This window comes from Ensifer sp. ENS08, from assembly GCF_014852195.1.
GTDB classification, from domain to species: domain Bacteria; phylum Pseudomonadota; class Alphaproteobacteria; order Rhizobiales; family Rhizobiaceae; genus Ensifer; species Ensifer adhaerens.
The window spans coordinates 950,466-975,558 of sequence record NZ_JACVBF010000001.1; the positions used below are offsets into that span (position 1 = coordinate 950,466).

The 25,093-nt window shown below is 63.4% G+C and carries 26 protein-coding genes and 1 pseudogene; 14 read left to right on the forward strand and 13 right to left on the reverse strand.

The genetic code is table 11. The annotated features are described in order from the left end of the window. Window positions 1–7: 7 nt before the first annotated feature. Together IB272_RS04510 and IB272_RS04515 are read right to left on the reverse strand one after the other, a co-directional pair. Window positions 8–481, reverse strand: a complete 474-nt coding sequence (locus IB272_RS04510; RefSeq protein WP_060580595.1) for a hypothetical protein — start codon at window positions 479–481, stop codon at window positions 8–10. Between the two features lie 280 nt (window positions 482–761). Next, on the reverse strand, window positions 762–950 hold the full coding sequence (locus tag IB272_RS04515; RefSeq protein ID WP_029742436.1) for a hypothetical protein: 189 nt from the start codon (window positions 948–950) through the stop codon (window positions 762–764). Between the two features lie 15 nt (window positions 951–965). Here IB272_RS04515 and IB272_RS04520 point away from each other — a divergent pair, with 15 nt between their 5' ends. Continuing rightward, complete coding sequence (locus IB272_RS04520; protein ID WP_060519580.1) at window positions 966–1,268, forward strand: hypothetical protein; 303 nt, start codon at window positions 966–968, stop codon at window positions 1,266–1,268. Between the two features lie 174 nt (window positions 1,269–1,442). On the opposite strand, the gene infC is transcribed toward IB272_RS04520, so the two are convergent. Next, complete coding sequence (infC, locus tag IB272_RS04525; protein ID WP_034804663.1) at window positions 1,443–1,979, reverse strand: translation initiation factor IF-3; 537 nt, start codon at window positions 1,977–1,979, stop codon at window positions 1,443–1,445. A gap of 220 nt (window positions 1,980–2,199) precedes the next feature. On the opposite strand from infC, the gene IB272_RS04530 reads away from it, so the two are divergent. Continuing rightward, window positions 2,200–3,003, forward strand: a complete 804-nt coding sequence (locus IB272_RS04530; RefSeq protein ID WP_060580594.1) for an alpha/beta hydrolase — start codon at window positions 2,200–2,202, stop codon at window positions 3,001–3,003. Window positions 3,004–3,292: 289 nt separating this feature from the next. Further along, window positions 3,293–3,913, forward strand: a complete 621-nt coding sequence (locus IB272_RS04535; protein WP_029742432.1) for a transglutaminase-like cysteine peptidase — start codon at window positions 3,293–3,295, stop codon at window positions 3,911–3,913. Window positions 3,914–3,985: 72 nt separating this feature from the next. Here IB272_RS04535 and mbfA read toward each other — a convergent pair whose 3' ends face one another. Beyond that, window positions 3,986–4,969, reverse strand: coding sequence for an iron exporter MbfA (gene mbfA / locus IB272_RS04540; protein WP_029742431.1), 984 nt, complete (start codon window positions 4,967–4,969; stop codon window positions 3,986–3,988). Window positions 4,970–5,134: 165 nt separating this feature from the next. Here mbfA and IB272_RS04545 point away from each other — a divergent pair, with 165 nt between their 5' ends. Beyond that, a complete protein-coding gene (locus IB272_RS04545) occupies window positions 5,135–5,965 on the forward strand; it encodes a lipo-like protein (RefSeq protein WP_060580593.1) in 831 nt (276 codons plus the stop codon). Here the strand turns inward: IB272_RS04545 and IB272_RS04550 are convergent. Then, on the reverse strand, window positions 5,955–7,196 hold the full coding sequence (locus IB272_RS04550; RefSeq protein WP_060580592.1) for a cyclopropane-fatty-acyl-phospholipid synthase family protein: 1,242 nt from the start codon (window positions 7,194–7,196) through the stop codon (window positions 5,955–5,957). The two genes, IB272_RS04545 and IB272_RS04550, sit on opposite strands and share 11 nt — an antisense overlap. 160 nt (window positions 7,197–7,356) lie before the next feature. Then, window positions 7,357–7,926, reverse strand: a complete 570-nt coding sequence (gene efp, locus IB272_RS04555) for an elongation factor P (protein WP_029742428.1) — start codon at window positions 7,924–7,926, stop codon at window positions 7,357–7,359. Between the two features lie 160 nt (window positions 7,927–8,086). Between efp and epmA the strand changes: the two genes are divergently transcribed. The 6 genes from epmA (at window position 8,087) to IB272_RS04585 (ending at window position 14,103) form a co-directional block, all read left to right on the forward strand. Next, complete coding sequence (epmA, locus tag IB272_RS04560; protein WP_029742427.1) at window positions 8,087–9,139, forward strand: EF-P lysine aminoacylase EpmA; 1,053 nt, start codon at window positions 8,087–8,089, stop codon at window positions 9,137–9,139. Beyond that, a complete protein-coding gene (locus tag IB272_RS04565) occupies window positions 9,136–10,188 on the forward strand; it encodes a lysine-2,3-aminomutase-like protein (protein WP_060580591.1) in 1,053 nt (350 codons plus the stop codon). The genes epmA and IB272_RS04565 overlap by 4 nt, the downstream gene beginning before the upstream one ends. A gap of 169 nt (window positions 10,189–10,357) precedes the next feature. Further along, window positions 10,358–10,789 (forward strand): carboxymuconolactone decarboxylase family protein, encoded by a 432-nt coding sequence (locus IB272_RS04570; protein WP_060580590.1) that lies wholly within the window; start codon window positions 10,358–10,360, stop codon window positions 10,787–10,789. 1 nt (window position 10,790) lies between these two features. Further along, on the forward strand, window positions 10,791–11,684 hold the full coding sequence (sigJ, locus tag IB272_RS04575; protein ID WP_034804673.1) for an RNA polymerase sigma factor SigJ: 894 nt from the start codon (window positions 10,791–10,793) through the stop codon (window positions 11,682–11,684). Window positions 11,685–11,774: 90 nt separating this feature from the next. Next, the gene (locus tag IB272_RS04580; protein ID WP_090296260.1) at window positions 11,775–13,202 is read left to right on the forward strand and encodes an MFS transporter; all 1,428 of its coding nucleotides are present in this window, start codon (window positions 11,775–11,777) and stop codon (window positions 13,200–13,202) included. An 85-nt stretch (window positions 13,203–13,287) separates the two neighbouring features. Then, complete coding sequence (locus IB272_RS04585) at window positions 13,288–14,103, forward strand: class I SAM-dependent methyltransferase (RefSeq protein WP_060580589.1); 816 nt, start codon at window positions 13,288–13,290, stop codon at window positions 14,101–14,103. Between the two features lie 72 nt (window positions 14,104–14,175). On the opposite strand, the gene IB272_RS04590 is transcribed toward IB272_RS04585, so the two are convergent. Continuing rightward, window positions 14,176–14,838 (reverse strand): OmpA family protein, encoded by a 663-nt coding sequence (locus tag IB272_RS04590; RefSeq protein ID WP_029742421.1) that lies wholly within the window; start codon window positions 14,836–14,838, stop codon window positions 14,176–14,178. A 203-nt stretch (window positions 14,839–15,041) separates the two neighbouring features. Between IB272_RS04590 and IB272_RS04595 the strand changes: the two genes are divergently transcribed. Continuing rightward, complete coding sequence (locus IB272_RS04595) at window positions 15,042–15,680, forward strand: exopolysaccharide biosynthesis protein (protein ID WP_034804677.1); 639 nt, start codon at window positions 15,042–15,044, stop codon at window positions 15,678–15,680. A gap of 112 nt (window positions 15,681–15,792) precedes the next feature. On the opposite strand, the gene IB272_RS04600 is transcribed toward IB272_RS04595, so the two are convergent. The 4 genes from IB272_RS04600 to IB272_RS04615 form a co-directional block, all read right to left on the reverse strand. Continuing rightward, window positions 15,793–16,140: a hypothetical protein gene (locus IB272_RS04600; RefSeq protein WP_029742419.1), complete on the reverse strand. Its 348-nt coding sequence runs from the start codon at window positions 16,138–16,140 to the stop codon at window positions 15,793–15,795. A 99-nt stretch (window positions 16,141–16,239) separates the two neighbouring features. Further along, complete coding sequence (locus IB272_RS04605) at window positions 16,240–17,265, reverse strand: histone deacetylase family protein (protein WP_060580588.1); 1,026 nt, start codon at window positions 17,263–17,265, stop codon at window positions 16,240–16,242. A gap of 263 nt (window positions 17,266–17,528) precedes the next feature. After that, window positions 17,529–18,056 (reverse strand): GNAT family N-acetyltransferase, encoded by a 528-nt coding sequence (locus IB272_RS04610; protein ID WP_060580587.1) that lies wholly within the window; start codon window positions 18,054–18,056, stop codon window positions 17,529–17,531. A gap of 2 nt (window positions 18,057–18,058) precedes the next feature. Further along, window positions 18,059–18,637 (reverse strand): helix-turn-helix domain-containing protein, encoded by a 579-nt coding sequence (locus tag IB272_RS04615; protein ID WP_082566367.1) that lies wholly within the window; start codon window positions 18,635–18,637, stop codon window positions 18,059–18,061. Window positions 18,638–18,855: 218 nt separating this feature from the next. On the opposite strand from IB272_RS04615, the gene IB272_RS04620 reads away from it, so the two are divergent. Both IB272_RS04620 and lepA read left to right on the forward strand, forming a co-directional pair. Next, window positions 18,856–20,097, forward strand: coding sequence for an MFS transporter (locus IB272_RS04620; protein ID WP_029742415.1), 1,242 nt, complete (start codon window positions 18,856–18,858; stop codon window positions 20,095–20,097). Between the two features lie 61 nt (window positions 20,098–20,158). After that, on the forward strand, window positions 20,159–21,994 hold the full coding sequence (gene lepA, locus IB272_RS04625) for a translation elongation factor 4 (RefSeq protein ID WP_029742414.1): 1,836 nt from the start codon (window positions 20,159–20,161) through the stop codon (window positions 21,992–21,994). A 176-nt stretch (window positions 21,995–22,170) separates the two neighbouring features. Here lepA and IB272_RS04630 read toward each other — a convergent pair. After that, window positions 22,171–23,637 (reverse strand): annotated as a pseudogene (locus IB272_RS04630) (MFS transporter). A gap of 145 nt (window positions 23,638–23,782) precedes the next feature. On the opposite strand from IB272_RS04630, the gene IB272_RS04635 reads away from it, so the two are divergent. Beyond that, window positions 23,783–24,385, forward strand: a complete 603-nt coding sequence (locus tag IB272_RS04635) for a helix-turn-helix domain-containing protein (protein ID WP_246810300.1) — start codon at window positions 23,783–23,785, stop codon at window positions 24,383–24,385. Window positions 24,386–24,576: 191 nt separating this feature from the next. Here IB272_RS04635 and IB272_RS04640 read toward each other — a convergent pair whose 3' ends face one another. After that, window positions 24,577–25,089: a GNAT family N-acetyltransferase gene (locus tag IB272_RS04640; RefSeq protein ID WP_060580584.1), complete on the reverse strand. Its 513-nt coding sequence runs from the start codon at window positions 25,087–25,089 to the stop codon at window positions 24,577–24,579. Between the last annotated feature and the right edge of the window lie 4 nt (window positions 25,090–25,093).

Below are 25,093 nucleotides of genomic sequence, written 5' to 3' on the forward strand. Positions count from 1 at the left end.
CGTTCCTCTAGAACCCGAAAATGTTCACGAACTTGCCGGTTCGAGCATTGATGCGCAGGTTGCGGATCGTGCCCTGCTCGTCGCGGGTGCGGAGCCGGTAAATCTCGCTGCCACCCGATCGCTTGAGATCGACCGCAATGACCTGGCCGTATCTGTCTTCGTCGACCAGCCGGAGAACCTCCTTCAGCGGCAGGATGTCGCCCTTTTCGACGCCGTCGCGCGCCCGCTCCTGATCGCTTCGACGGATACCGCCGGCACCATCCGGCCCTAGGTCTTCGTCGTCATCATCATCATCATCGTCTTCGTCTTCGTCATCATCGTCGTCATCGTCGTTGCCGTGCCCGCCGCCGCCATGCGAGCCACCGTCATCATCGTCGTCGTCATCCTTGGCGAGAGCCGCCATGCCGCCGGGCTGCGGCGCGAGCGAAAGCAGGAGCGAGCAGCAGAAGAGCGCGATCAGGTCTCGTCGTGTCATCGCCATGGCTTCATCCTGTCGCAACTGCTCCTCAGCGTCGGGTCCTTCCAAATGCGTTTGCGCAAGCATCCGCCAGGTGCTTCGTCTGCGGCGACGCCGCGGGCATCGTTCGGGGCGAGCCTATGCCAGCCTTGGCGAGAACGCCAGCGACGCGCATGCCCCCGGCGCCGTTTCGGGCACAGGGGGCATGCGCTTGCCGGGTCGGGCCGCCGGGCGGGCTGGTGACGGCCGACCATCGCTCCGGCGCATGGTGTGGGGCGAATGCGCCGGGCAAATTGTGACTTGATCAGAATGCCGGCCGGATGGAGACGCTGCCGACCGGTCCCGGATTGCGCCGGATATCGCTGTCGTGCGGCTCGACCGTCACGACGCGAACGCCATGTTCGTATTCCACCTCGACCTCGAGCACACGGCCGAGATTGTCGACGGCAACCAGCGAACCATTGCGCAGGCCCCGGAGATTTTCGTCGGTCACCCGCAGTTCAATCTCATGATCATCTCGGGCATCATCGAAGTCGTCGTCGATGTCGTCGAAGCGGTCATCATCATCGTCGTCGCGATGACCGGGGCCACGATCATCGTCATCGTCTCGATCGTTGTGACGACCGTCGTCGCGGTCGTCATTGCCGCCACCACGACCGCCGTTATCGTCGCCGTCATCGTCATCGTCGGCGAGCGCCGTGGTCGAGAAGGGATTCGACGCTCCGGTGGCAACGAGGGAAGCGCCAATCGGCGCCGAAACGAGGCCGCAGACGGCGACCGTAGAAACGAGCAAGGCCTTGCGCAGTACTGAAGTCATGATCTCGGCTCCTTCTCCCGATGCGATGCGGAGAGAATGGCACGGGACGCCTGACAGCTCGCTGAGGGCGATTGTCAGCATTCTGTCAGCAAAGCCCGAAGGATCCCGCAAACGAAAAAAGCCGCCCGGAGGCGGCTTTCGTCATCTCGACGGATGGGCGGCACGCGCTTAGCGCGGCGCGAGAACCATCATCATCTGGCGGCCTTCGAGCTTCGGCTCGGCTTCCACCTTGGCAATCGCCTGGGTGTCGTCCTTGACCTGCAGCAGAAGCTTCATGCCGAGTTCCTGGTGGGCCATTTCGCGACCGCGGAACTTCAGCGTGACCTTGACCTTGTCGCCGTCCTCGAAGAACCGGTTCATCGCCCGCATCTTCACGTCATAATCGTGCGTGTCGATGTTGGGACGCATCTTGATTTCTTTGATTTCGACGATCTTCTGCTTCTTGCGCGCTTCGGCCGCCTTCTTCTGGTTGGCGAACTTCAGCTTGCCAAGATCGAGGATCTTGCACACCGGCGGTTCGGAGTTCGGCGCGATTTCCACCAGATCAAGACCGGCTTCCTCCGCCATACGGAGCGCCTGGTCGATCGGGACGGCGCCGATGTTCTGGCCTTCGGCGTCGATAAGCTGAACCCGGGGCACCCGGATTTCCTTGTTTGAGCGCGGCCCCTCCTTGACGGGGGCGTCCGCTTTGAACGGTCTGCGAATGGTCGTACTCTCCTCGAGCTATTTCGAAAAATGTTGTTTAATTCGTTCGCCGGCGCGATCCCAAACGAAGCGCCTGAATCTGTCACCGACGGCAATGTGTGAATTGCGACGGGAGAGTCAATAGCACGGCTTGCAAGGAAAATCACCACCTGTCGATAGCAAGACGAATCTGTTTTAGAAAGAAAATCGCCAGCGAAACGGGCCTTTGGAGAGAATTTGCATGCAGGATACGCCAGCCGAGACGGAAATCAGCTTCATCGAGGTCGGCGCAGCGGAGGCCGCGCGCAAGATCGCGATGCGCGTGCGGCACGCCGACAAGCCGACGGATGGACAGCCGACGCTGGTCTGGCTCGGCGGCTACCGCTCGGACATGACCGGCACCAAGGCGGTCGAAGTCGAGCGCTATGCCATGGAACGGGGGGCTAGCTGCGTGCGCTTCGATTATTCCGGCCATGGCTCCTCCGGCGGCGCCTTCACCGACGGCACGATCTCGCGCTGGCTGGAAGAAAGCCTCGCCGTCATCGATCAGGCGGCACCGGGGCGCGTGGTGCTGATCGGTTCGTCGATGGGCGGCTGGATTGCCTTGCGGGTCATCCAGGAGCTCAGGCGCCGGGGCGACGGAAACCGGCTCGCCGGTCTCGTCCTGATCGCGCCGGCACCCGACTTTACCGCCGAACTGATCGAGCCCAACCTGACGGAGGCCGAGCGGGCCTCGCTTTCAGAACGCGGCTATTTCGAGGAGCCTTCCGAATACAGCCCCGAGCCGAACATCTTTACCCGCGCGCTCATCGAGGACGGCCGGGCCAACCGGGTGCTCGACGGCACGATCTCCACCGGCTGCCCGGTGCACATCCTGCAGGGCATGCGCGACCCCGATGTCCCCTACTCCCACGCCCTGCGGCTGATGGAGCACCTGCCCGCCGACGACGTCGTCATGACGCTCATTCGCGATGGCGACCATCGCCTCTCGCGTGAAGAAGACATTGCTAAAATGAAACAGGCGATCGGCACGATGCTCGCCTGAGCCCATGCCGGAATAGCCCTCCCTTTTCGACCGAACCCCAAGGACAAAACCCGTCCCGTGCCGCAGATCCCCTGCGGCACAACGGTTCGCGTGCGCCTGGCTCCGGTTTTAACCATAAAGTCCGATGCCCCGATTCCGGAGATTGACTCCGCAGCCCCGACGTTATTAACTCTTTATTAACGATTAGAGCAGCGGCGGGGACGAACCTAAACAAGCTGCCTTCAACTCAGGATTGCGCGAATGCGTCCGGACAAAGAGCGTCCGGCATACCGCGCCGCAGGGGACTTGTATGGCGTCTTGGACTGGGGTTAAGGGAAGTATCGCGGCGTTCTGCGCACTTTTCATTTCAGCAAACACGGCAATCCCCGCACAGGCGGGATCGCCTCCCTGGATGCAGACCGGCTCCGCGACCTCGCAGCCGATCGGCCACTACGAATTCTGCCAGAAGTACAAGAGCGAGTGCAACGTACGCTCCAAGGGAACCGTCGCTGCGCGCGTGACCGAACGAGGCTGGGCAACGATCCGGCAGGTGAACGCGGCGGTCAACCGCGAGATCACGCCGATGACCGACCTGGAACTGCACGGCCGGGACGAAGTCTGGTCCTATCCGGACGGCGCCGGCGACTGCGAAGACTTCGTGCTCGAAAAGCGCAAGCGCCTGATGAGCAGGGGCTTCTCGGCAAGCGACCTGTTGATCACCGTGGTGCGCAAGCCTGACGGCGAAGGCCATGCGGTTCTGACCGTTCGTACCTCGCAGGGCGACTTCATCCTCGATAACCTCGAAAACGGCGTCAAGCTCTGGACCAACACGCCCTACCGCTACCTGAAGCGCCAGGCGTCGAACCACAGCGGCCGCTGGGTCACCATCCAGAACGGCGCGGAAGTCCTCGTCGGCTCGGTCGGCAACTGACCTCAAGGCGACAGAAGAGTTTCAAAAAAGGGTCGGTCGAACCGGCCCTTTTTCGTATCTCCCGCTCGCCCGTCAGGCGTTGCCGATCAGGATGCCGGCCGCGAGCACCAGACCGCCGCCGAGCACCACCTGGAAAGCGGCCCTGAGGAACGGCGTTTCCATGTAGCGGTTCTGGATGAAGGCGATCGCCCAAAGCTCGACGAAGACGATTACCGCTGCAGTCGCGGTCGCCGTCCAGAAATGCGGGATCAGATAGGGCAGCGCATGGCCGAGACCGCCGAGCGCGGTCATGATACCGGAGGCAAGGCCGCGCTTGATCGGTGAGCCGCGACCGGAAAGCTTGCCGTCATCATGGGCGGCTTCGGTGAAGCCCATGGAGATGCCAGCGCCGACGGAGGCCGAGAGACCGACAAGGAAGGTCTGCCAGGTATCCTGGGTGGCAAACGCAGCGGCGAAGATCGGGGCCAGCGTCGAGACCGAGCCGTCCATCAGGCCGGCGAGACCGGGCTGAACGTAAGTGAGGATGAACTGGCGGCGCGCGGTCTGGTCCTCCTCGGCGCGCACGTCCTCAGGCGTGTGCTCTTCGCCAAGCCGACGGGCGAGCGATTCATGCGACTTTTCGGCGATCGCGAGATCGCCGAGCAGTTTGCGGGTGGCGGCATCCTGGGTTCTGGTGGCGGCCTCGACATAGAAGCGGTGCGCTGCTTCCTCCATCGCTTCGGCCTCCTCGCGCGCCTTTTCGATCGGCATTTCGGCAATCAGCCAGTCAGGCTTGCGCTCGGGGAAGTCGCGCACATGTTCGCGCCGGATCAGCGGGATGCGGTTGCCGAAGCGTTGGACGTGCAGATCGATCAACCATTGTCTGTGGTGGCTTTCCTCCTCCGCCATCTCCTCGAACACTTTTGCCGAGTGGGGATACTGCGCCCGAAGCGCATCCGCATAGGCGAGATAGATGCGCCCGTCGTCCTCCTCGGAGGAGATGGCGAGCGCCAGGATTTCCTGTTCGCTGAGAGACAAAAACGGGCGTTTGGAACGGGAGAAGAGACGGGAAAACATTGGGAGAAAACCTTCTTTAGAATAGTTCTAAAATAGAAACGCGGGATCGCACCGTCAAGCCCAAAGCTATGCAATCATGTAACAATCGCTCGACAGAGTGTCGCGGCTCGGCCACCATGCCCGCCAGTTTCGAATCCCCATCCCCTCCCCGGAGCGATCGCCTCGATGAGGACCATCTATCCACTTTCCGAAAGCAAGGACACGCTGCTCGATCGTCTCGGCGCCAGGCTCGCCGCACGCCTGCAGGCGCAGACGTCGGGCTACGAGCCCTACACGCCATCCGATCAGGAAACGCTGGCGCGCACGCTGCGCCCGGGCGACATTCTCCTGATCGAAGGCAACCAGAAGGTTTCGGCAGCGATCAAGTATCTGACGCAATCGACCTGGTCGCATGCCGCCTTCTTTGCCGGTGACCAGATGCCGCTGACGCTCGATCAGGCGACACTACCCGTCATCGAGCGGCCGCAACTGATCGAGGTAAACATCGGCGAGGGCTGCGTTGCCGTGCCGTTGAAGAAATACGCCTCGTTCAACACCCGCATCTGCCGGCCTATCGCGCTGACGCCGGATGATCGCACAGCACTCGTCGGCTTCATGATCTCGAGGCTCGGGATGAAATACGACCTGAAGAACATTTTGGACATGCTGCGCTATTTCATGCCGACGCCGCCGGTTCCGGTGCGCTGGCGGCGGCGCCTGCTTGCCTTCGGTTCCGGCGACCCGACGCGCGCGATCTGCTCGACGCTGATTGCGGCCGCCTTCGAGCAGATCCGCTATCCGATCCTGCCCGAGGTTACCCGCGCGCCCGGACGGGCGTCCGCGACCTCGACCTATTCACGCGAGGAGATCCTGCATATCCGCCATCATTCGCTCTACACGCCCAGGGATTTCGACCTCTCGCCGTTCTTCGCGATCGTCAAGCCGACGCTGGAGTTCGGCTTCGACTACAAGCGATTACGCTGGCAAGGTGACGGAGAACACCCGTTCAAAGGTTGAGAGCGAGCGCCTGTTCGCGGGCCATGTAATCGCGCTGGCGGTCGGTGATGTAGTCGCGAACGATCGGCGCCGCATCACGCGAGCGCGACAGCTGCATGTGGAAGACAAGCTGGCTGCCGGTGCGGAACATCATCTCGGCACTGATCAGATAGAACTCCCACATGCGGGCAAAGCGCTCGTCGTATAGCGCGATCACATTGTCGCGGTTCGCGTCGAAGCGCGCGCCCCAATGGGCAAGCGTCGTCGCGTAGTGCACCCGCAGGAATTCGAGATCGCTGACCCAGAGGCTGTTGCGCTCGACGACCTCGAAGACCTCCGACAGTGCCGGCGAATAGGCGCCCGGGAAGATGTACTTGCGAAGCCACGAGCTCGCCATGCCGGGCGGGCTCATGTGGCCGATCGAATGCAGCACCGCCAGGCCGTCGTCCGGCATCAGCGCGTTCAGCTTCTTGAAGAACTCGTCATAGTGATGGACGCCGACATGTTCGAACATCCCGACCGAGACGATGCGGTCGAACGGCCCCTGCACATCGCGATAGTCCTTGAGCTCGAAGCGCACCCGGTCCGACAGGCCCGCCTTGCGCGCCCGTTCGGTGGCAAGCGCCTGCTGCTCCTTGGAAAGCGTGACGCCGAGCACCTGAACATCCGCCAGCTGCGCCAAGTACATCGCGAGATCGCCCCAGCCGCAGCCAATATCCAGCACCTTCATGCCGGGCTCCAGGCAAAGCTTGGAGGCAAGCAACCTCAGCTTGTTGCGCTGCGCCGTCTCGAGCGTCTCGTTGGGCTCGCGGAAGTAGGCGCAGGAGTAGAGCATGTTCTCGTCGAGGAACAGCTTGTAGAACTCGTTGCCGAGATCGTAGTGATGCGCGACGTTCTGCTGGGCCTTGCCCTTGGGGTTGGCCTGCTGACGCTTGCGGAAGCGCATTTTTACCGCGCGCAGCAACTTCTGGATCGGGTAGGAGCCGAGCGACAGGCGGTTGACCGAAAATAGCGTCAGGAAATCGCGGAGGGTGGAGCCCTCCTCGAAGCGCATGGTGCCGTCCATATAGGCTTCGCCGGCGGCCAGTTCGGCATTGAAGACGAGGCTGCGATAAAGCTTCTTGTCGGTGAGACGCATCGTCACTTCCGGTCCTGGCGTCCCGGAATAAACGTGCCTCTTGCCATCGGCATCGATCACCGTCAGGCGACCCTTGCGAATGAACGACTTCATCATATGCGACAATGGGAACATGCAGGCCCTCTCGTGACACGTCGTATCGGCGCCGCATCCTAGCACCCGTTTTTCGAAATGCGCCCCTTAAATTTCTGGTTGCTCATGCGGCCTGCCCGAAACGAAAACGGGGACGGCAACCTTCGCTGCCGTCCCCGTCCAAATTGACCTGGTCGATGCCTCAGTCCTTGGCGCGCTCGACGTAGGAGCCGTCTTCCGTCGCGATGATGACGCGGGTGCCGGCCTGGATATGTGGCGGAACCAGCGTGCGGACGCCGTTCGACAGAATGGCCGGCTTGTAGGACGACGAAGCCGTCTGGCCCTTGACGACCGGCTCGGTCTCGGTGATTTCGAGCGTCACGTGGCGCGGCAGGTCGATGGCGATCGCCAGGCCTTCGTGGATCGAAAGAATGACGGCCATGCCTTCCTGCAGGTAGGCCTTGAGATCGCCGATGTCCTCGGTGGTCATGACCAGCTGGTCATAGCTTTCCGGGTTCATGAAGTGGAAGCCTTCGGCGTCTTCATAAAGGAAGGTGTGCTCGCGGTCTTCGACGAAGGCGCGCTCGACCTGTTCGGTCGTGCGGTAGCGTTCGGAGACCTTCACGCCGTCGGAAATGCGGCGCATGTCGACCTGGGTGACCGGCGTGCCCTTGCCCGGGTGGAAGTTCTGGGCGGTAAGCACGACATAGAGCTTGCCGTCGACGTCGAGAACGTTGCCCTTACGGACAGATGAAGCGATGACCTTGACCATTAGTCTTCCTTGTAACAGAGGTATGCGCGACACCGCGGGCCGGAAACACGGGCCCTGAAGGACGCGGAAAGAAGGATTTCGCGCCGCCACTACCCTAATTTCGCGCAAATAGCCAGCCTGAGCCGGTATCTGCACGAAGAAAGCCTGGACTGAACCGATCATGTCGCATGCCTCACCCTGGTGGACACCCGATGTCCATGCCGACCGGCGCCCGTTTCTTCTCGGCCGCAACCGGATCCAATCGGTATTGCGCCGGTTCTTCGAGACACGCGACTTCATCGAGGTCGACACCGCGACCCTGCAGGTCTCGCCCGGCAACGAGGCGCACCTGCATGCCTTCGCGACCGAGGCGCTCAACCACGACGGAACCGGCCATCCGCTCTATCTGCACACCTCGCCGGAATTTGCCTGCAAGAAGCTGCTGGCCGCCGGCGAAGAGCGCATCGCCTGCTTTGCCCATGTCTACCGCAATCGCGAGCGCGGGCCGCTTCATCACCCCGAGTTCACCATGCTCGAATGGTACCGCGCCGGCGAAAGCTACGAGGCGTTGATGCGCGACTGCGCCGAGATCCTGGCGCTTGCGGCGGAAACCACCGGCACCAAGCAGTTCATTTTCCAGGGGCAGGACTGCGATCCCTTCGCCGCTCCGGAGCGCCTCAGCGTGGCGGACGCCTTCGAGCGCTTTGCCGGCATCGACCTGCTGGCATCGATCGCCGCCAATGGCGAGACCGACCGCGACCATCTGGCTGCCACGATGGCCGCAGCCGGCCTTCGGGTCGCCCATGACGACACCTGGGCCGATCTTTTCAGCCGCGTGCTTGTCGAAAAGGTCGAGCCGCACCTCGGCTTCGGCCGCGCAACGATCCTCGACGAATATCCAACCGCCGAGGCGGCACTGGCGCGTCCTGCCGCACGCGACCCTCGCGTTGCCGAACGCTTCGAGCTCTATGCCTGCGGCGTTGAGCTTGCCAATGCCTTCGGCGAGCTGACGGATGCGCCGGAACAACGGCGTCGCTTCGAGATGGAGATGGCGGAGAAGGCCCGCGTCTATGGCGAGACCTATCCGCTCGACGAGGATTTTCTTGCAGCACTTGCCTTCATGCCCGAGGCAAGCGGCATCGCGCTCGGCTTCGACCGGCTGGTGATGCTCGCAACCGGAGCCTCACGCATCGACCAGGTGCTCTGGGCGCCAGTGGCGGAGACACGAGCGTGAACGCGCACCGCCCGATCAAGACCGCACGCGAACTGGTCGAAACAGGCCTCATCGACAGCGCCAAGGAGGCGGCGGTTGCCGCCGTTGCCGAGCGTTATGCCGTTGCGATCAGCCCCGTCATCGCCGGTCTCATCGATCCCAACGACCCCAATGACCCGATTGCCCGGCAGTTCGTGCCGGATGCCGCCGAGTTGACCCTGCTGCCCGAAGAGCGCGAGGACCCGATCGGCGACAAGCCGCACAGTCCCGTGACCGGCATCGTCCACCGTTATCCCGACCGGGTGCTCCTGAAGGCCGTGCATGTCTGCCCGGTCTATTGCCGCTTCTGCTTCCGCCGCGAAATGGTCGGGCCCCAGGGGCTCGGCACGCTGACGCCAGCCGAACTCGATGCCGCGATCGCCTACATCGCCGAACACAAGGAAATCTGGGAGGTGATCCTCACCGGCGGCGATCCGCTGGTACTGTCCCCGCGGCGGCTCGCCGAACTCATGGAACGGCTGAAGCCGATCCCGCATGTGAAGATCGTCCGCTTCCACACCCGCGTGCCCGTGGTCGAGCCGGCACGCATCGACGCCGACCTGATCGCTGCACTCAAAGCCAGCGGCAAGGCGACCTATGTGGCGCTGCATGCCAACCACCCGCGCGAGCTGACGGACGAGGCACGTGCCGCCTCTGCCCGACTGATCGATGCCGGCATCGTCATGATCAGCCAATCGGTGCTCTTGAGGGGCGTCAACGACGATGCCGAGGTGCTTGCCAGCCTGATGCGCGCCTTCGTCGAAACGCGGATCAAGCCCTACTACCTGCACCACCCGGATCTCGCCCCCGGCACCAGCCATTTTCGCCTGACGATCGAGGAAGGCCAGGCGCTGGTTGCCGCCCTGCGCGGCCGCGTCTCCGGCCTCTGCCAGCCGACCTACATCCTCGACATTCCTGGCGGGCACGGCAAGGCGGTGATCAGCGCTGCCTCGATCGCGGACGAGGGCGGCGGCTGCTACACCGTCACGGATTTTCGCGGTGGCGAGCACAGCTACCCACCGAAAACCTGATGCACGGCGAGAAATCGCGACTCTCCAAATTATTGAAACTTCTTCAAAATAATCAGCTCGTGCATTTTTCTTCGCGTCCTGCGAGAAAAATCATCGTGCCCGCGTCACAGCTGTCCGGCGTCGATCGTCAATTGGTCATAAGCAACACGACAACGATGGAGTTGAGACCATGACCGATACCAAGGCCGTCCGCTACGAACAGGAAATCTCCGATGTGCTCGGCGCGCTCGCCGACGTGCACAAGACCATGGACCTGCACGGGCTCGACCGCACGATCCACAATCTCGTGCAGCTGCGCGCCTCGCAGATCAACCGCTGCGGCTTCTGCGTGAAGATGCACACCAAGGAATCCCGCACCGAGGGCGAGAGCAACGAGCGGCTCGACCGCATCATCGTCTGGGACCAGGTCAATGATTTCACGTCGCGCGAGAAGGCAGCGCTTGCCTGGACCGAAGCTCTGACCGAACTCGAGCCGCGCACCGACTTTGCGCCGCTTCGCGCCGAGCTGCGCCAGCATTTCAGCGAAAAGGAGATCAGCGTCATCACCGCGACGGTGGCGATGATCAACCTTTGGAACCGCATCCAGATCTCGAGGCACTGACATGAACGACCGGCAGCACATGCAGATCTTCGAGGAGGCGCGCCCGCGCCTTCTCGGCCTTGCCTACCGCATCCTCGGCTCGCGTGCCGATGCGGAAGATGCGGTGCAGGACACGTTCCTGAAATGGCAGGAGGTCGACCGGACAACGATCGAAACGCCGGCGGCGTGGCTGACGACCGCCTGCACGCGGCGCTGCCTCGACCTCCTGAAGGCGGCGCACCGCAAGCGCATCGATTATGTCGGCGCATGGCTACCGGAGCCGATCCATACGGCGAGCGATGACAATGCCGAGGAGAAGCTTGCGCTGACATCCTCACTGACGACGGCCTTCCTGCTGATGCTCGAACGGCTCACACCGAAGGAGCGCGCCGCCTATCTGCTGCACGAGATCTTCGGCCAGCCCTATGAGGAAGTGGCCGAAACGCTCGACATGCAGGAAACCGCCGCCCGCAAGCTGGTGTCGCGCGCCAAGACCAATATCGGGCTCGAAAAAGCCCGGCACCAGACGCCGCGTGAGCGACAGGACGAACTGCTTTCGGCCTTCCACCAGGCAATCCACGGCGGCAATGTCGCTAGCCTCTCGGCCCTGCTTTCGGCCGATGTGAAGCTGACAGCCGACGGCGGCGGCAAGGTGGCGACCGTGCTCGGAGTGCTCTCGGGCAAGGAGACGGTGCTCGCCTTTATCATCGATCGGCTTACCGAATACTGGTCGCATTACGTCTGGGAAATCGGCGACATCAACGGCGGCCGCGGCATCGTGCTTCGAGACGAAGCGAAAAACGAGATCGCGGCAACCGTCGCCTTCGGCTATGACGGCGACGGAAACGTCAACGACATCTTCATCATGCGCAACCCGGACAAGCTCACGCATTTCGGCGAGGCTGCGCTCCACTGATAATGGCGGCATCGCCCTTGAAAACGTGATCCTCCCCACCGGCCAGGCCGGCCGCACGTTTTCGGCAATACCGCTGCATGAGGTACTGACATGCTCGAAAAAACATCCGCAGCCCACCAGGAAACCGGCTGGCGCGCGCTTTTGACCGGCGGAAACGCCGTGCATTCGCTGGTGCTCAGCGGCGGCGTCGCGCTGCACGCGCTCAACATCTACGTCGTAACGACGATCATGCCTTCGATCGTGCGCGAGATCGGCGGGCTCGAATATTACGCCTGGAGCACGACCGTCTTCGTCGCCGCCTCGATCCTCGGCGCGGCCCTGTCGGCCCGGCTGCTTGGTGCCGTCGGCGCCGGCGGCGCTTATGCGATCGGTGCGCTGGTCTTCGGGCTGGGCACACTCCTCTGCGCTGCGGCCCCCTCGATGGCGATGCTGCTCGCCGGCCGCGCGATCCAGGGTTTCGGCGGCGGGCTGCTCTATGCGCTTGCCTATGGCGTGATCCGTGAGGTCTTCCGGCCAGAGCTCTGGACCCGCGCCATCGGCCTGATTTCGGCCACCTGGGGTACGGCGACGCTGGTCGGCCCGGCGATCGGCGGTATGTTCGCGGAGTTTTCCACCTGGCGCGTCGCCTTCTGGTCGCTCTTGCCGCTGACGGCGCTGCTGGCGACCCTCGCCTTCTCGACCTTGCCGCGCAAGGCTGCCGGCGAAGGCGCACGCACGCCGCTTCCCTTGGTGCAACTGGCGCTGCTCGTCGCCATCGTGCTTGCGCTTTCCATCGCCAGCACGCTGACCACGGCGGTGGAGCAGGTAGGCTGCGTCGGCGCGGCGATCCTCATGTTCCTGGCACTGCTCGTCGTCGAGAAACGGGCGACAGGCAAGCTGCTCCCCTCCGGCAGTTTCACCCCGACCTCCCCGCTGGCAGCCCTTTATGCTACGATCACCCTGCTGATGGTCGGCCTGCAGCCGGAAATCTATGTGCCGTACCTCCTGCAGGAGCTGCACGGATTGTCGCCGCTGGTAGCCGGCTACATTGCGGCGCTGATGTCGATCGGCTGGACCGCCGGGTCGATGACAAGCGCCCACTGGCATGGGGAAAGGGCAAAGCAGACGATCTTTGCCGGCCCGGCCTTCGGCTTTGTCGGCCTGGCACTGATTGCGCTGTTCATGCCGATGGCAGGATCGGAATTCATGGTGATCGCCGCGCCGCTCAGCGTCGGCATCATGGCGGTCGGCTTCGGCATGGGCTTTGCCTGGCCGCACATCGTGACGGCCGTCTATGAATTTGCGCCGGAAGGCGAAGCGGAGAAGGCGTCGAGCTCGATTACCACGGTCCAGCTCTTCGCCGCAGCACTCGGCGCGGCGCTGGCCGGGCTTACCGCCAATCTCGCCGGCATCGAAACGCCGTCGACGGAAGGCGTGGCGATGGCGACACGCTGGCTCTTCTGGCTGTTTGCGCTGATGCCGGCGCTGGCCGTTCTGACAGCCGGACGCGTCTGGCGGGCGCGCCGAACGGCGAAATAGGCGCCTTTGCGGGCCTTCCCCGGGGTGGAGGGCCTGCAAAATGCAAGCTGTGCGACGGGGTGCATCACGCCCTTGGGAGGGGAGGATGGAAGCCGAGGAGATCGGCCTTCACGGCGTACGGGAGACCTTGCTGGTCACGCTCCAGGCCAAAGCCGCAGAGAGCGCGTTCCCGGATTCCCTGCTCAACGATCACTTTGCCGCCGATCTCATGCGGCAGCTCGCCGGCAGGCCGAAACCGCCCGATGCCGGCCACGACATGACCATCGGCATTGCCGTGCGCGCCCATATGCTCGACCGCTGGGCGCGCGCCTTTATCGGGCGCCACCCGGACGCAATCGTGCTCAACCTCGGCTGCGGTCTCGACACACGTATATTGCGGCTCGATCCGCAGGCGTCCATCGGCTGGTTCGATGTCGACTTTCCCGATGTGATCGCCTTGCGGCGACAGCTTTTCCCGGCGCGCGCCGGCTGCACGACGATCGCCTCCTCGATAACAGAGCGTGAGTGGATCGACCTCGTTCCGGCGGACCGCCCGGCGATCGTCGTCGCCGAGGGCGTGTTTCCCTATCTCTCAGAACACGAGGTCCGCGACGTCTTGCGACGGCTGACCTCCTGTCTTGCCGGCGGGGAAATCGTCTTCGACGCCTACAGCCATCTCGGTATCGAGCTTTTGCGGCTGAGCCCATCGCTGCGGGCAACGGGGGCGGAGCTTCGCTGGGGGCTGGAAAACGCGCAAACGCTGGAACGCGACGTGCCCGGGCTGACGTTGCTCGACGAGGTCAGCGAGTATGATTCAGGCCAGGTCGCACGCCTGTCGCCGGTGGCGCGGATAGCGGCGCATGTCGTCAGCGCCCTGCCGATGCTGCGCCGGATGGGCCGCCTGTTGCGCTACCGTTTCTAGCCCGGCAAGGCATGAAAAGGGCCGCGCCTTGCGGCGCAGCCCCTTCGATTGCAAGCGGTCGCTTTCGGCCGATCAGGCCTTGATCGGCGCGATCGAGATTTCGACGCGGCGGTTCTGCGCGCGGCCGGCTTCGCTTCCGTTGGACGCGATCGGACGCTCCTTGCCGTAGCCCATGGCCGACATGCGGCGCTGGTCGACGCCCTGGCCCGCCAGGTAGTTGGCGACCGAAGCGGCGCGGCGCTCGGAGAGGCCCTGGTTGTAGGAGGCGCTGCCGGTCGCGTCCGTGTGGCCATCGACGTCGATCATCGTCTTGTTGAACTTGCGCAGCACGATCGCCACCGAGTTCAGCGTGTCGTAGAAGGCCGGGATCACCTGGTCGCGGTCGGTCGCGAACGTGATGTTGGACGGCATGTTGAGGATGATGCGGTCGCCGGCGCGCGTGACCGATACGCCGGTGCCCTGCAGCTGGGCGCGCAGTTCGGCTTCCTGGTTGTCCATGTAGTTGCCGATCAGGCCGCCGCCGAGACCGCCGATTGCGGCGCCGACGAGTGCGGAGTCACGCCGTCCTGCGGCACTGCCGCCAACCAGCAGACCGGTCGCCGCGCCGAGGCCTGCGCCGATCAGCGCGCCACCGGCCGTGTTCGACATCTTCTGCTCGCCCGTATAGGGATCGGTGGTGGTGCATCCCGAAAGATAGATGGCCGCGACAGCCAGAATGGCGCATTTCTTGATCATGGAATCAGTTGTCCCCATTGGTGCTCGAAGTTGCTTCATACTAGCGATTGCGGCAGGAAGATGAAGAGGCGTCCCATTCACGCCAAGGTTTACCGGCAAATCCAGCTTCGCCAGCGGCTGGCGTGGCCATCAGGGCACACAATAACCGATCCTTCACACGCTCTTGATAGGACGGGCACCAAAGAAAAGAGAGGCAAGCTCCAATGGCAATCGAGTTCGGCGACACGCAACGCAGTCTCAGCGACACGCTCAACGGCATGATTGCCTCGATCCGCGGCGAGACGATCACGCTACGCGAGCTGATGACGGAAATCGGCGAACAGGGCTTCCTGCTGCTGTGTGCCCTGCTGACACTGCCGTTTCTGCTGCCGGTGTCGATCCCCGGCGTCAGCACCGTCTTCGGCGCAGCGATCATCCTGATTTCCGTATCGGTCACGCTCAATCGCCTGCCGTGGATGCCGCAGCGCATTCTCGATCGCCGGATCGAGACCGAGAAGCTGGTGCCGACGCTGCAGAAAGGCGCGAATCTCGTTTCCAAGCTGGATCGTTACGTCCGTCCGCGTCTCGGCTTCCTGACGAAGGGCGCGCTGATGAACCGCTTCAACGGCCTGATGATCATGGCCGGCGGCATTCTCCTGATGTTCCCGCTCGGCCTGATCCCGCTGTCGAACACGCTGCCGGGGATCGCGATCCTCTTACTCTCGCTCGGTATCATTCAGCGCGACGGACTGATGGTGGCCGGGGGCTATCTCTTCCTGATCGCGACCACGGTCTACTTCACCGTGCTTGCCTATATGGCCTTTGCCGCCGGTCAGGGCCTGTCGTCGTTCTTCGTCTCCTGACACCTCATCAGGCGTGTGGATCGGCCCGGCCAACTGCCGGGCCTTTTCGTTCTGACCATCTGTGGCACGCAATTCCGGACCGAAACCGCTGTACACGTTTCCTGGAATTGCTCTAGGCAGCCAGACCGCCGAAAGCCCGGTAGCTGGCAAAGTCGGTGCGGATGCCGAGCATCTTCATCAGCGCCTCGCGATCGAGGCCGAGCTGGCGGTCGAACTCGACAAGCGCGGCTGCGACCTTCGGCGCGACGTCAGCATTGGCGAATTCGATCATGGTGATGAAGTCAAACTGGCCAGGACCGGCGTGCTGCTCCAGGAACAGGTCCTTCACATATCCGTCCTGCTTGCGGATGACGGCCAGCGTCTTGTCGACCAGCTCGACGAACTGCGGCCGCGCTTCCGCCGGCACGGTGTATTTGTTGATGCGGTAAAGCGGCGCCACGCTATTTGATTGACTGCTCATAGCTCTTTTCCTCTCATCTCTTTTTGAACGAGAGCAGTCGTACGACCTCAAGTATAGTTGAGGTCAATAGCGGCAAAACGCTTTTCCGATGACGGAATCCTAGCCGGAAATACCTCTCAGCACGTTGGCGACGTTGAGGCCGATTTCCGGCACGCCGTAGCCCCCCTCCATGCAGACGACGACCGGCAGGCCGGTGCGCCGCAACGCCTCGCCCATGCGCAGATAGTCTTCGGACTTCAGCTGGAAGAACGAGATCGGGTCGCGCTCGAAGGTATCGACGCCGAGCGAGACGACCAGGGCTTCGGCACCGAAGGCCTCGATGCGCGAGAGCGCGTCGGCCATGGCGCCCGACCAGGCATCAAACAGGGTGCCGCGCGGCAGCGGATAGTTTTTCGTCGTGCCGAGCCCGGCACCGGCACCCTCCTCGTCGGCAAAGCCGAGGAAATGCGGGAAGGCCTCGACCGGGTCGCCATGCAGCGAGGCGAAGTAAACGTCGCCGCGTTCGTAGAAAATATCCTGAGTGCCGTTGCCGTGGTGGAAATCGACATCGAGCACGGCGACCTTCTGGGCACCATGATCCCGCAAGCGCTGCGCGGCACAGGCGGCATTGTTGATGAAGGAATAGCCGCCATAGAGATCGATCGCCGCATGATGGCCGGGCGGGCGGCAGAGCGCGAAGGCGGCACGGCTCCCGGTGTGGATGTGGTCGGCCGCCGAGATGGCGCAATCCATCGCCGCGCGGGCGGCGGCGTAGGTACCCTCAGTGATCGCCGTTTCCGCGGCGAAGGAATAGTAACCGAGCGCGCCGTCGATGTCCCTCGGCGGATGCTGGCGCATGCGCCGCGCCGGGAAGCAGGCCGGGATCGCCTCCCCCCTGTAGCCATCGGCAACCCAGCGCGACCAGGCGGTTTCGAGGAAGTCGAGATAATCGGGCGCGTGCAGCTTGAGAGCGACATCGAGACCGTGACGCTCGGGTGCCACGACATCAAGGAAACCCGCTTCCTTCACCGCCGCCAGGATCCATTCGGCGCGGAACGGCGCCTCGAAAGGCGGCACGAGTTCGCCGCCGAAAAGCTCGGTCTTGGCGTCGCGGAGCTTATGGTCTTCGGAGTAGTAGATACGCATGGGGGTATCCTGAAGGGGCAACAGATGGGTGCCGGTACCCTACCCGCGGTTTCAGGCTTGGCAAGTTGCCCCTCATCCGGCCTGCCGGCCACCTTCTCCCCGCAAGCGGGGCGACGGAGACGCGCGGCACCCGCTCGCCTCGACAACAGCACCTCTGAAGGTCCAAAGCTCCGCTCGGCAGCGTCGCTAAGGGGACGCCCCTCTCCGCGCCTGCGGGGAGAGGGTTAGGGTGAGGGGCGATTGCGCCGATCGAAGACCATTCGCTAGGCCGCAATCCGCTTGTAGAAGAATGTCGTGGCGCAGAGGCCGCCTTCCGGCCACATCGCATAGTCGGGGATGACGCCGACGCGCTCCCAGCCCAGGCGCGGATAGATCGCCTCGGCATCGCTGCCGGTCGCGGTGTCGAGCACCAGCAGCGTCTTGCCGCGGGCTGCCGCCTCGCGCTCGACCGCGTCCATCAGCCGGCGCGCCAGCCCTTTGCCGCGGGCGTCGCGATGCACCAGCAGCTTCTTCAGGTCGCCGCGGTGCGGCTGGTTCGGCATCTGCGCGACACCGACCTGCACGGTGCCGAGGATGCGGCCTGCAACCTCGGCCACCATCAGCAACGTCTCGCCGCCAGCAACCGCCTCGGCGACGCCGCGCCAGTAGGCAAGCGCGCTCTCGGGCGGATAGGGCTGCATGAAGCCGACCGAGGCGCCACCCTCGACGCAATCGGACAGCACCTCGGCGAGCGCAGGGATGGCGGCCAGCGCTTCATTCGCAGACAGCAGGCGGATCTGAATATCGGACATGGTCAAACCTTGGTGCGGCAGAGGATGACGGCGTAGTGAGCCGGCTCATCGTGGGGGTTGTGAAAGATGTGTCCCGCCTCCAGCCCCATGAACAGGCAATCGCCTGGCTCGAGCGAATGGAAGCCGGATTCGGTCGTCATTTCGAGCCGCCCGGAAAAGAGCCAGAGGTGCTGGGTAATGCCGCGATCGGAGGGTTGCCTCTCGAAGACGACACGGGCACCGGGCGGAAACTCGACCTCGACGATATCGATCGGCGAGCCAAGACCATCTGGCGAGACGGAGCGGCGCAGATAGCCGGATTCCGGATCGCGCCAGAGCCGCTGGTCGGCGCGCCTGGCAAGCGGTGACGCCTCCTCGGCATCAAAGGCAAAGAGTGCTGAAAGCGTGGTTGAGAGCGCGCTGCAGAGCTTGGCAAGAAGCTGGGCGGTCGGGCTCGCCTCGCCGCGCTCGATGCGCGAGATCATCGCCCGGCTGACACCGGAACTTGCGGCAAGCTCGTCGAGCGTCAGGTTCTGTTGCGTCCGCAGCGTGCGAATGCGCTCGCCGATGGCATGTTCGAGGGGATCGGTGACGTTTTCCATTATTTGAGATTGCATTTCTCATATAGTGGAGTCAAGACTGCGAAAGACCGAAAATACAGGCATGCGATGCCGCTTTGGCGACAGCGCAACAAGGGTATTTCGGCTAAGGTGGCAGCTTCGGACGCAGAAACGAGAAAAGCTTTCACTTCAATACTTTAGACAGCCCTCATCCATCACGCCAGCGCACCCGCACGGGCGGCCTCATCGACAGGTTGGACATGACAAAGCAGCCCTCCTCGCTGACCTCGATCGCCAGTATCGTCGCCTCGATGACGGCGGTGGCGATCGGCAACGGCATGATGCTCGCCTATGTGCCCTTCGCGCTGACGCGCTCGGACGCGCCGGACTGGGTGCCGGGTGCTGCGGTCACGATGATCGCCTTCGGCGGGCTGATCGGCTGCGTCATCGCCGGACCGATGATCCGTCGTGTCGGCCATGCGCGCGCCTTCTCCTGCTCGATGGCGCTCGTCATCCTCTCGGCGCTGACGATCGCGCTCGGCATGCATCCGCTCTTGTGGGTACTGGCCCGCGGGCTTTATGGCGCGTCCGGCAACACCAATTTCATCATCGCCCAAAGCTGGCTCAACCATGCGAGCGAAAACCACTGGCGCGGCAAGGCGATGGCGCTGTTCTACATGGCCTATGTCATCGGGCTCGGCACCGGCGCCTGGCTGTTCGGACAGATCCCGGCCGACGGCAACCTGCCGCCGCTCGTCACCATCTTCTTCACAGCGCTCGCGCTCTTGCCGATCGGGCTGACGCGGCTGCCGACGCCACCGCCGCCGGCCAAAGTGAGCATCGACATCCCGATGGTCTGGCGCAATTCCCCCGTCGCCTTCATCGGCGTGCTTGCCGCCGGCGGCCTTTCGATGGTGGTGCAGGGCTTCACGCCGATCTATGCGGCCGCCAACAATGTCAGTCAGAGCGACGTCGCCAATCTGATGTTCGTCATGCAATTCGGCCTCATCGCCATCCAGTATCCTATGGGAACATTGTCGGACCGGATCGACCGGCGCCTGGTGTTGATCGGCACGTGCCTGTTGATCCTTGCTGCCGGCTTCTTCGCGCTTTCGGCGTCGTTCAGCAATCTGCTCCTTCTGATGCTGGTCTTCGCGCTCTTTGCCGGCGCGGTCGAGACCGTCTATTCGATCGCCAATGCGCATGCCAACGACCGCACGGATCCCGCCGATTTCGTGCCGCTTGCCAGCACCATGCTGGTCGCCTGGTCGATTGCTGCGACCGTCGTGCCGATGCTGGTGACGCTGCTGACACCGGTGTTCGGGCAGCGCACGTTCATCTATGCGGCGATGGCCGTTGCCGCGCTTTATGCCTTCTTCGTGCTGCTCAGGTTGCGCAAACGTGATGAGGTGCCGGCGGCCGAGCGCGAGAGCTTCGAGATCAGGAGCGCGCAGGTGCCCAATGCCGGCGCGCTCGTCGATGCGGAAGCGGGGGCCGAATAGGCCGATTTATAGTGAACGAAGCCTTCATTTCCCGCTTTGCGGCGGTTGAAGGCACTGCTATATGCGGCCCATGAGCACAACATCTTCGAAGACGCCCCTTTCGCATATCCGCAACTTCTCGATCGTGGCCCACATCGACCACGGCAAGTCGACGCTTGCTGACCGGCTGATCCAGTCCACCGGTGGCCTCGCCGAGCGCGAGATGTCCGAGCAGGTGCTCGACAGCATGGATATCGAGCGTGAGCGCGGCATCACCATCAAGGCCCAGACGGTGCGCCTGCACTACAAGGCCAATGATGGCGAAACCTATGTGCTGAACCTGATCGACACCCCCGGCCACGTCGACTTCGCCTACGAAGTCTCGCGCTCGCTGTCGGCCTGCGAAGGCTCGCTGCTTGTCGTCGACGCGTCGCAGGGCGTGGAAGCCCAGACGCTCGCCAACGTCTACCAGGCGATCGACAACAACCACGAACTCGTCACCGTGCTCAACAAGATCGACCTGCCGGCGGCCGAACCGGACCGCATCAAGGAGCAGATCGAGGAAGTGATCGGCATCGACGCTTCGGACGCGGTGCTGATCTCGGCGAAGACCGGCCTCGGTATTCCCGACGTGCTCGAAGCCATCGTCACCAAGCTGCCGGCGCCGAAGAGCGACGGCGGCGATGCGGCGCCCTTGAAGGCGCTGCTCGTCGACAGCTGGTACGACACCTATCTCGGCGTCATGGTTCTCGTGCGTATCATCGACGGCACGCTCAAGAAGGGCATGACCATCCGCATGATGGGCACCGACGCCAAGTACACGATCGAACGTGTCGGCGTGCTGACCCCGAAGATGGTGGCGATGGATGCGCTCGGCCCCGGCGAGATCGGTTTCATCACCGCCTCGATCAAGGAAGTGGCCGACACCCGCGTCGGCGATACCATCACCGAGGACAAGCGCCCGACCGCAACCGCGCTGCCGGGCTTCAAGCCGGCACAGCCGGTGGTCTTCTGCGGCCTGTTCCCGGTCGATGCTGCCGACTTCGAGGACCTGCGCTCGGCGATGGGCAAGCTGCGCCTCAACGACGCCTCGTTCTCGTTCGAAATGGAATCCTCGGCAGCACTCGGCTTCGGCTTCCGTTGCGGCTTCCTCGGTCTGCTGCACCTCGAAATCATCCAGGAGCGTCTCGAGCGCGAGTTCGACCTCGACCTGATCGCGACGGCCCCGTCGGTCGTCTACAAGCTGTTCATGACGGACGGCTCGGAACGCGAGTTGCACAACCCGGCCGACATGCCCGACGTCGTCAAGATCGCAGAAATCCACGAGCCGTGGATCCGCGCGACGATCCTGACGCCCGACGACTATCTCGGCGGCATCCTCAAACTCTGCCAGGACCGCCGCGGCATCCAGATCGAGCTGACCTATGTCGGCACCCGCGCGATGCTGACCTACGACCTGCCGCTCAACGAAGTCGTGTTCGATTTCTACGACCGCCTGAAGTCGATCTCCAAGGGTTATGCCTCGTTCGACTACCAGATCACCGAGCACAAGGAAGGCAACCTTGTGAAGATGTCGATCCTCGTCAACGGCGAGCCGGTCGATGCGCTGTCGATGATGGTGCACCGGATGGCAGCCGAAAAGCGCGGCCGCGAAATGTGCGAAAAGCTCAAGGAGCTGATCCCGAAGCACATGTTCAAGATCCCGATCCAGGCGGCGATCGGCGGCAACGTCATTGCCCGCGAAACCATCTCGGCGCTGCGCAAGGACGTGACCGCCAAGTGCTACGGCGGCGACGCCACCCGCAAGCGCAAGCTGCTCGAAAAGCAGAAGGCCGGCAAGAAGCGCATGCGCCAGTTCGGCAAGGTCGAGATCCCGCAGGAAGCCTTCATCGCCGCCCTCAAGATGGGCGACGAGTAAGCGGCAGCGCTGCATGTTTCAACGTTTGTAAAGGGCGGCCCTCGGGTCGCCCTTTTTGGTTTGTGAAGGTGAGGCGATGCTGGAGCAGCAGGATTGGTCGCACGCAGGCGTGGTTTCCCGGACTAGCTACTCCGTTATTCTGGGCCACGGCGTCTCACAGTGACCTCTCACGACGGTTACTCCGGCAGCTTCTTCGGCAACCAGAGCCAGGCGATGATGCCCAATGCGAGCAGCGACAGTGCGCCGACGCCGGCCGCGATGTGAAGACCGGTGAGGAAGGCGTCCTTGGCCTGCAGCACCGTTTCAGAAGCAAGGCCCGGCTGATCAAGGGTTTCGTTCAGCGTGCCGGCCACGCCGGGGCCGAGCAGCCGGAAGCTGAGTGCCGCCAGTCAACCCAAAAGCGTGATACCGAGTGCATTTCCGAGTTCGTTGCTGGTCTCGGCGATCGAGCCCGCGGCACCGGCGCGTTCCGCAGGCACGGCCGACACGGCGATCTCGGCGACGAGGCTGAAGGAGAGGCCGTAGCCGATGCCCGCAACCACAGTCGAGGCGATGAGGGCTGCCACGCCCGCCTCGGTGCTCGTGAGGAGCAGCAGAAAGAGGCCGGCTGCGATCAGGAGATGCGTCGCAACAAGCGCCGTCTTGCGGCCGACCGCATCGACGATGCGCGCTGTCCCGATGCAGGTCGCCATCAGCACGACGGCGCCGGGCAAGGTCAAAAGTGCTGCGGTAAAAACATCGAAGCCCAGAACCGATTGCAAATAAATGCCCGAGAGGTAACCGACGGCTGACCAGACGACCAGCGGCAGGAGGCCGGTGAGAATGGCGATGGAAAAGATGCGGTCCCGGAACAGACCGAGGTCGAGCAGCGGATAGGCGATCCGCGTTTGCCTGCGAAGAAACAACGCGATGGCGAGGACGCCGACGATCCCGGCAAGCGTCTGCAGCGGCGTGAAGCCGTAGGCGGCCGCGGTCTTCAGCGAATAGGTGGTGAGCAGGATACCGGCAAAGGACAGGACAAGGCTTGGCAGGTCAATGCGGCCATAGGTCGTGGAGCGCACCTCGCGAAGCAGAATGGGTGCGGCGACCAGGAAGCCGAGCACGACGGGAACGTTGATCAGGAACACCACGCCCCACTCGAGCCGCTGCAACACGATGCCGCCGATAACCGGACCGATGGCGAAGCCGGCTGCAAAGGTGGCGGCGAAGATGCCGATCGCCTGCGCCCGCAGTCGCGGATCCGGAAACAGCGCGCTGACGATTGCCAGCCCCGAGGGCAGCAATGTCGCGCCGCCGAGCCCCATCAGTGCCCGGGAAGCAATCAACGCCATGGGCGACTGCGCATAGGCCGCACCGAGCGATCCTGCACCGAAGATCACCGCGCCGATCATGATCAGCTTCAACCGCCCGTAGCGATCGCCGATATTGCCGAAGGCAATCAGCAGCGAACCGACGACGAAACCGTAGATATCGAGGATCCAGAGCGCCTGGTCCGCGGTGGGCAAGAGAGCCGACGTCACGCGCGGCACGGCGAGATAGAGGATGGAGCCGTCCATGGCCACGATGAGGACCAGCGGCAGCACGGCGATGAGGCCGAGCCATGCGCTTCGGCCTTGGGAGTGAGGGAGTGAGACGTCAGTCATTGGGTACGAATCCTTTGCAAACGGCATGCGTCGGCATGCCGCTTCGCCGCCGCCCGTCAGGCAGGCAGGCGGATGGTTGCGGTTAGGAGATATCTTCTATATACTTAAGGTAAGTTACTTTTGGTATATAGTGATGTCAAGCACCATGGAAACAGACACGGTCACCGCCAAACGCGTTCGCCTCACCCGCGAGCAGCGGCTACGCCAGCTGCTGGACGTCGCCTGGAGGCTCGTTCGCGAGGAAGGGACCGATGTGCTGACGCTGCCGCGCCTGGCCGAGGAAGCGGCCGTCGCCAAGCCGGTCGTCTATGATCATTTCGGAACACGCAACGGACTGCTCGCCGCGCTCTACCAGGATTTTGATGTGCGCCAGACGGTGGTGATGGACGCTGCCATTGCCGCGAGCGACCCAACGCTGGAAGCGACAGTCAGGACGATTGCCGCCTCCTATGTCGACTGCGTGCTCACGCAGGGTCGCGAGATGCCCGGCGTGCTGGCGGCCCTCGCCGGCTCGCCCGAGCTTGCGGCCGTCAAACGGGACTATCAGCTGGTCTATATCGAAAAGTGCCGAAAGGTGCTGGGCCCGTTCATCGGGCAGAGGGGCATCGCACAGGCCGGTTTCTGGGCAATGCTCGGTGCAGCCGATGGCTTGTCCCACGCTGCAGCGACGGGCGAAATCACCGCCGACGAGGCTCAGGACGAGCTTTACGAGACGATCATTGCCATGGTGAACAGAAGCAGCCGTTAGAGCGGCACGCTTTCAAGAGGTGCCCTTTGCGAGCGTCGGCGCTCTTTTATCGCCGACGCCTCTCGCCAAGGCGTGGGGCCGATCTCCTCAAGACCGATCCACCCTATGATGTCAGCTGCCTCCCCGGACTGAACTTCAGGCCCGGGGATGAAGACCGGGAGGGTGGCGCTGCCAGAGCGGCAGTGCTCGCCTCATCCGTCCTCAAGCACGTACCGCTTCGAAATGCGATCCACCAACTGCCCGTCCTTCAGCGGCACCGCCTTGTCGACCTTGTAGTCGACGAAACCCATCTTGCCGTAATAGCTGAGCCCGCTGACATTGTCCGCACGGATGGTGGCGTTGAGGGCTTTCAGGCCGATCGAGCGGGCGAAGTCGCAAGTGGCATTAAAGAGCGCCGTGCCGGCGCCGGGCACCTTGTTGTCGGGGCGCGAGAACGTGCCGATGTCGGCCCAATCCTTGGGTATTCCGTCCCAGCGGTCCAGCGCCTGGAAGGCGCAAGGCTCACCCGCATCGTCCTCGGCGACGAAGCAGCTGACGAAGCCCGGGCCGGCGAGATAGTGCGCCACGAAGCTCTCAGGCGTGAACGGCGTCTGATGGGCCGTGGTGCCACCGATTGCGATGATCTCGTTGAGGAAAGCGCACAACGCAGGCGCATCTTCTGGCCGCGCCGGGCGCACGTGGATCGTCTTCATCTCAATCGTCATCAAA

What these genes read in the sequence shown, in the direction of transcription:
- efp (WP_029742428.1), bottom strand. Translation starts at nt 7,926, where the DNA reads ATGGTCAAGGTCATCGCTTCATCTGTCCGTAAGGGCAACGTTCTCGAC.
- IB272_RS04635 (WP_246810300.1), top strand. Translation starts at nt 23,783, where the DNA reads ATGGAAACAGACACGGTCACCGCCAAACGCGTTCGCCTCACCCGCGAG.
- IB272_RS04590 (WP_029742421.1), bottom strand. Translation starts at nt 14,838, where the DNA reads ATGATCAAGAAATGCGCCATTCTGGCTGTCGCGGCCATCTATCTTTCG.
- IB272_RS04600 (WP_029742419.1), bottom strand. Translation starts at nt 16,140, where the DNA reads ATGAGCAGTCAATCAAATAGCGTGGCGCCGCTTTACCGCATCAACAAA.
- mbfA (WP_029742431.1), bottom strand. Translation starts at nt 4,969, where the DNA reads ATGTTTTCCCGTCTCTTCTCCCGTTCCAAACGCCCGTTTTTGTCTCTC.
- IB272_RS04640 (WP_060580584.1), bottom strand. Translation starts at nt 25,089, where the DNA reads ATGACGATTGAGATGAAGACGATCCACGTGCGCCCGGCGCGGCCAGAA.
- IB272_RS04545 (WP_060580593.1), top strand. Translation starts at nt 5,135, where the DNA reads ATGAGGACCATCTATCCACTTTCCGAAAGCAAGGACACGCTGCTCGAT.
- lepA (WP_029742414.1), top strand. Translation starts at nt 20,159, where the DNA reads ATGCGGCCCATGAGCACAACATCTTCGAAGACGCCCCTTTCGCATATC.
- IB272_RS04550 (WP_060580592.1), bottom strand. Translation starts at nt 7,196, where the DNA reads ATGTTCCCATTGTCGCATATGATGAAGTCGTTCATTCGCAAGGGTCGC.
- IB272_RS04535 (WP_029742432.1), top strand. Translation starts at nt 3,293, where the DNA reads ATGGCGTCTTGGACTGGGGTTAAGGGAAGTATCGCGGCGTTCTGCGCA.
- IB272_RS04510 (WP_060580595.1), bottom strand. Translation starts at nt 481, where the DNA reads ATGGCGATGACACGACGAGACCTGATCGCGCTCTTCTGCTGCTCGCTC.
- IB272_RS04520 (WP_060519580.1), top strand. Translation starts at nt 966, where the DNA reads ATGATCATCTCGGGCATCATCGAAGTCGTCGTCGATGTCGTCGAAGCG.
- IB272_RS04615 (WP_082566367.1), bottom strand. Translation starts at nt 18,637, where the DNA reads ATGGAAAACGTCACCGATCCCCTCGAACATGCCATCGGCGAGCGCATT.
- IB272_RS04530 (WP_060580594.1), top strand. Translation starts at nt 2,200, where the DNA reads ATGCAGGATACGCCAGCCGAGACGGAAATCAGCTTCATCGAGGTCGGC.
- epmA (WP_029742427.1), top strand. Translation starts at nt 8,087, where the DNA reads ATGTCGCATGCCTCACCCTGGTGGACACCCGATGTCCATGCCGACCGG.
- IB272_RS04605 (WP_060580588.1), bottom strand. Translation starts at nt 17,265, where the DNA reads ATGCGTATCTACTACTCCGAAGACCATAAGCTCCGCGACGCCAAGACC.
- IB272_RS04595 (WP_034804677.1), top strand. Translation starts at nt 15,042, where the DNA reads ATGGCAATCGAGTTCGGCGACACGCAACGCAGTCTCAGCGACACGCTC.
- IB272_RS04610 (WP_060580587.1), bottom strand. Translation starts at nt 18,056, where the DNA reads ATGTCCGATATTCAGATCCGCCTGCTGTCTGCGAATGAAGCGCTGGCC.
- IB272_RS04580 (WP_090296260.1), top strand. Translation starts at nt 11,775, where the DNA reads ATGCTCGAAAAAACATCCGCAGCCCACCAGGAAACCGGCTGGCGCGCG.
- IB272_RS04570 (WP_060580590.1), top strand. Translation starts at nt 10,358, where the DNA reads ATGACCGATACCAAGGCCGTCCGCTACGAACAGGAAATCTCCGATGTG.
- sigJ (WP_034804673.1), top strand. Translation starts at nt 10,791, where the DNA reads ATGAACGACCGGCAGCACATGCAGATCTTCGAGGAGGCGCGCCCGCGC.
- IB272_RS04620 (WP_029742415.1), top strand. Translation starts at nt 18,856, where the DNA reads ATGACAAAGCAGCCCTCCTCGCTGACCTCGATCGCCAGTATCGTCGCC.
- IB272_RS04585 (WP_060580589.1), top strand. Translation starts at nt 13,288, where the DNA reads ATGGAAGCCGAGGAGATCGGCCTTCACGGCGTACGGGAGACCTTGCTG.